5 protein-coding genes and 1 pseudogene are annotated in these 4,715 nt (G+C 70.2%); 5 read left to right on the top strand and 1 reads right to left on the bottom strand.

Annotated elements, in window-relative coordinates:
• From ABD353_RS39185 to ABD353_RS39165, 5 genes and pseudogenes are all read left to right on the top strand, one after another.
• The coding region (locus tag ABD353_RS39185; RefSeq protein ID WP_344628499.1) for a hypothetical protein at positions 1-393 on the top strand (393 nt) is incomplete at its 5' end.
• Positions 394-1,312: 919 nt separating this feature from the next.
• A pseudogene (locus ABD353_RS39180) lies at positions 1,313-1,486 on the top strand (sigma factor); the annotation flags it as partial.
• Between the two features lie 184 nt (positions 1,487-1,670).
• Complete coding sequence (locus ABD353_RS39175; protein WP_344628500.1) at positions 1,671-1,817, top strand: RNA polymerase sigma factor; 147 nt, start codon at positions 1,671-1,673, stop codon at positions 1,815-1,817.
• Positions 1,818-2,349: 532 nt separating this feature from the next.
• On the top strand, positions 2,350-3,132 hold the full coding sequence (locus ABD353_RS39170) for a hypothetical protein (RefSeq protein ID WP_344628498.1): 783 nt from the start codon (positions 2,350-2,352) through the stop codon (positions 3,130-3,132).
• Positions 3,133-3,312: 180 nt separating this feature from the next.
• A complete protein-coding gene (locus ABD353_RS39165) occupies positions 3,313-4,488 on the top strand; it encodes a DUF4241 domain-containing protein (RefSeq protein WP_344628497.1) in 1,176 nt (391 codons plus the stop codon).
• Here ABD353_RS39165 and ABD353_RS39160 read toward each other — a convergent pair.
• The coding region (locus tag ABD353_RS39160) for a hypothetical protein (protein WP_344628496.1) at positions 4,475-4,715 on the bottom strand (241 nt) is incomplete at its 5' end. The two genes, ABD353_RS39165 and ABD353_RS39160, sit on opposite strands and share 14 nt — an antisense overlap.

The raw sequence follows: 4,715 nt of genomic DNA, 5'->3' as shown, positions 1-4,715 counted from the left end.
TCCTGGATCAACAAGATCCAAGTGTCAGGGTGTCCACGTCGCGGGGCAAAGCTCAACCAGACCGTCCACGACGGCCAGTCGGCCGTCTTCACAGCAGGCGAACAACAAGCCCGCGACCTGGCACGCGACCTGCGGACAGCGATCGAACAAACACCACTGCCACCGGCCGCCGAACCCCAAGTACGGGCCGAACTCGACTCACTCGACGCGAAAGTCACCCGACCCGAACCCGACCGGCAAACAGTGGCAACCCGACTCGACCGCATCACCCGCCTGCTCTCCACCACAGGCACACTCGCCACCGCCGGCACCCGCCTCACCGGCCCGATCGGCACACTCGCAGGCTGGCTCGACACACTCGGCCAACCAATCCTACGAACCATCACCAGCTGACAAAAAAACGGAACAAGCCACCACAGACATAACCACCGCCCCCAACCCCGGCCCGCCGAACCCCACCACCCCACCCCGGCCCACCACCGGCCGCCACCCCCACAACCCGCCCCCACCCGGGAACCCCGAGCAGCCCCCACCAGACAGGAAATCTTCCGTCCCAAGCCTGCCGACCGACCCTCACTTCCGGGCCTACCAACCGCAAAATTTCCTGCCACCAGGCACACCACCCGGCCACCACCACCCACCACAGGACAACGACACACGGCATGACACCCCGCCAACAGGCCCAAACCTCAACGGCCCAACCCGATCACCAAAACGGGGCCCAGCTAGCAACCGCCGGGGCCGCCGCCAGAACAGCAACCCGCCGCACACAACGCAGTACTAGGCATCAGGCGCCCGGCATCCAGGCAACAACAGACATCAGGACACGGCCGGCAAACAGGCACGGGGCACACAGGACGCCCTCCACAGGTGCACAGCGGGTGGGCACCGTACAGGCCGACGCCGGCCATGCACAGCACGCCCCGACCACAAACTCCACCCGCCACCACCACGCCCCAGCACAACACCACAAAGCCGCAGACCGAACCACCGAACGCCGCACACGGGACCACCCGGCATCCGGGGATACCCGACACGCGCCGCCAGCCCGCAAGTACCACCCACACACCCGGCCCACCCTGCCCGCAACCACAACCACAACCACAACCCCGGACAGCACTCCCCCGCCCGAACGGAGCGCGCGGATCACGTCAAGGCGGCGGGGACGGCCCCACGGTGCAGAGCAAGGACCAACACCCACCGACGGAGACGCAACATTTCCGGCACCCCACCGCGTGTACAAGTCGACGCGGGACACCACCGTCCCACGGACAACTCGGCACGGACGACAGAACAAGGGGGCCGGACACGGATGTCGCCGGAGCGCGAGAGGTTATTCGAAGAATTCACCGCCGCCCGGTACGGCGCACTGCGCCGCACCGCCTATCTGCTGTGTGGCGACTGGCACCTCGCCGAAGACCTCGTCCAATCCACCCTGATCAAGGTGTACGCCCGCTGGCCACGACTACGCGACCCGGACACCGCCCAGGGCTACGCCCGCACCACCCTCGTACGCACCTTCATCGACGGACGACGCCGCCACTCGGCCCGCGAAACGGCCAGCGCCGAACCACCCGAAACCGCCACCACCGACACCGACCCGGACCGGCGCCTCGCACTGCTCGCAGCCCTCGCCCCACGTCACACCCGGCTACCGGGCAGTCCTCGTCCTGCGCTACTGGGAAGACCAGAGCATCGAAGAATGCGCCACGATCCTCAACCGGAGCAGCGGCACGATCCGCTCCGACACCCACCGCGGCCTGGCCCAACTACGCACAATCCTCGGCGACTCCCTTCACGAAATCGCCGGAACATGACCCGCCCCCACGCCCGCCCGCACACCACACAACCCGACCAGCAGACCCACAGACAGCCAGCCAAAGCCGCAAGGCGCAGCGCAGCGCAGCAAGGCACGGCACAGCCGGACAAGCCACAAGGCGCAGCGCAGCGAGGCACGGCACAGCCGGACAAGCCACAAGGCGCAGCGCAGCGAGGCACGGCACAGCCGGACAAGCCACAAGGCGCAGCGCAGCGAGGCACGGCAGCCACGGGCCCGCACGGCCACGGACGGGCAGGCGCCAACCAGCAGGCACAGGCTGGCGCGGGCGACAGGCGGGCAGGCACCGACAGACGAGCACGACCGGCCGGGTAGGGGCGGACGGGGCGAGCAGGTGAACGGGCCGGCAGACGAACAGACGGCACAACGGGCGGCGAGGCACGGACGGCAGCCGGCCGGCAAGAACGGACAGGCAGCAGGCACAGCCGGACAAGAGCCGACGAGCAATCACAGACGGACGAGCGGGTGAACGGATGAGGCCGGGAATGCGCAGCGAAACGGAGGGAACAGGCATGACGCACGACGGGGACGACATCGACCACCGGACGGCGGCACAGGTGTTCCGGGCAGTACTCGAACAGCCGGAACCCGAACCGCCCGCAGTACTGCCCGCCGTACGCGCCGGCGGACGGCGACTGCGCGCCCGACGCCGACTCGCACTCGCCGCAGGAGCACTGGTGGCGGTACCGGTACTGGCGTTCGCCGCCACGCTGGCCGTACCGGGAGCATCGGGCCTGCGGGACCTCGTCGGACTCGACCCCGCCGACGGCCGCCACCCGGCCACGCAGCCCTCCGGCTACGGCATGGACCAGCTCGACCAGGTCCAGGCCCGCCTGCACGCCGCCCTCGCCGCCCACCTGCCGCCCGGATACACCGCAGTACTGACCGGCGCCGGCCCCACCACCTTCCGACTCGCCCGCGCCGACGGCGGCTACACCACGATCGCCGCCATCATGGGCACCCCCCTGCCGCCCGGCAGCCACGCCCCCTCACCCTGCGAACCGGACAACGGCCGGCCCGTCTACGCCACCAACTGCACCTTCCACACCCTCCCCGACGGCTCCACCGGCTGGCTCTACCAATCCACCCCCTACACACTCACCCAATTCACCGTCGTCACCCCCCAAGGCAAAACCACCGGACTCGGAACACTCCCCCTCGCCAACCCACCCCAAGGCGAGACCGGCGAACCACAACCCTCCAAACCCATGACACCCGAAGACCTGAACACCCTCGTCTCCAACCCCGAAGTCCTCGCCGCACTCACCACCGTCCCCCTCGACACACCCAGATGACATCCCCCACAAACACCCTCCGGACACGAACCCACCACCACGACCACCACTGGCACCGTCATGCGTGCCGGGCGACGGGCAGGTGCCGGCCGCAGCTCCGGCCCGCAGCTCGCGCCGGATGCCTGTCAGCGGGCGCGTGTACGGTCCGGGGCCGGGAGCCGGGGAGAAGGACGGGCAGGTATGGGCGAAGTCGGGTCAAAGTCGCGGGAATACCTCGACGGGTTGTTCACGCCGGGGCTGCGCCTTGGGGGTGACCCGCACACTCCGTATAGCTGGATCGAGATCGTCGGCGTGCAGGAGGTCACCGTGATCCGGCTGCCGAGCGGTCGGCTGGTCGTGGACTCGCCCTGGTCCACGGCGCCGCCGCGCGAGCTCGCGCTGCGCATCCCGCCGGGCGACTACCGGGTAGAGGTCGCCTGGGCGGACTCCCCCAGCCTGATCGACGGCTACTACAGAGAGCACCGGGAATGCGCTGCCACGCGCCTGTGCGTCCGCGACGAGCCGGTGGTCTCCTGGGAGGTCGCCCTCGGTGTGGGAGAGGAGGGGCCGGGCCCGGACACCGCCGCCTCGGGGTTTGCGGCGGAAGAGGCCATGGGCTGCTTCGCCGACGCCACCGCCTGGGAGCAGCTGACCGAACCGTTCCGCCGCGACCTGGCGAAGGTGACCGCCGCCGGCTTCGGCGGCCCGCCGATCGGGCGGGACACCGAGGATCTCTGCGACGGTCACTTCGAGCTCGTCCGCGACGAGGCCCGCGGGGCCGACCTGTTGACCGTCTGCGTCCCGGAGGGCTGGGCCCAGGTGTGGGTCGGCCGTACCCGTGACGGCGAGGTGGCAGTGGTCCTCGCCCGGGTGGGGTGCCCACCGGGCCCTGACGCGAATCCGAGGGGATGGGATTCCAGCTGTGAGTGGGTCACTCGGCTTCGAGTACCGGCCGGGACCGGCAACCGTAGTGGCCGGCTGTTCCACTCGGTAGCCTTCTTGGCGGCCCGCCGGTCCGAGACGCACACCTATGCCCGGCGGGCCCTCGACATGCCTGCCGGCCGGTGGCCAGGGGCTGGCCGCGCTCGGGGGGCCGCAGCCAGCCCTTGTCGATCCAGAGTCGCGCCTCGGGCGTCGTGCGGCGGTCCGAACTGCACCGCGCGGGGCGTCCGGTCGCTCTCCCGTGCGAACACCGGTCGGCCGCCCGGCCCAACTGACATGGCTCACCCGAAGGCCGGACGTGGGGACGGTCTGGCGGGCCTGCGGGGACAAGAAGTCCGCGCCGCCGTTGCACCGCCAATTGCGGACGGCGCCCTGTTCGGGTCGCTCGTCGCGGACGTCGGCCGACGAGCCGGTGCCGGCATCAGTGAACGCTGATGCTCTCAGCCCGTTCGACGATCTCCGGGCCGAGCTGCAGGTCCTGCAGCCAGCCCGTCAACTGATCGTGCTGGTCGCGGGTGAGCCCTTCGTACAGGCCGGCCTGCAGCAGACCGGCGGCGAGGTGCTGCTTGACGGCCCGCGGCGTGCACTCCTGGCCGATCCGCCGCATAAGGTGGCCGGCCGCGGTCTCGTCGCCGGTAGCGCGGGCGGCGTCGAGTTCCATG

It is taken from the genome of Kitasatospora arboriphila (assembly GCF_039528095.1).
GTDB classification, from domain to species: Bacteria; Actinomycetota; Actinomycetes; order Streptomycetales; family Streptomycetaceae; genus Kitasatospora; species Kitasatospora arboriphila.
Note: the sequence above shows the minus strand (reverse complement) of the source record. Positions and strands in the feature narration are given on the sequence as shown.

Coding starts and splice junctions, on each gene's coding strand:
- ABD353_RS39170 (WP_344628498.1), top strand. CDS start 2,350: ATGACGCACGACGGGGACGACATCGACCACCGGACGGCGGCACAGGTG.
- ABD353_RS39165 (WP_344628497.1), top strand. CDS start 3,313: ATGGGCGAAGTCGGGTCAAAGTCGCGGGAATACCTCGACGGGTTGTTC.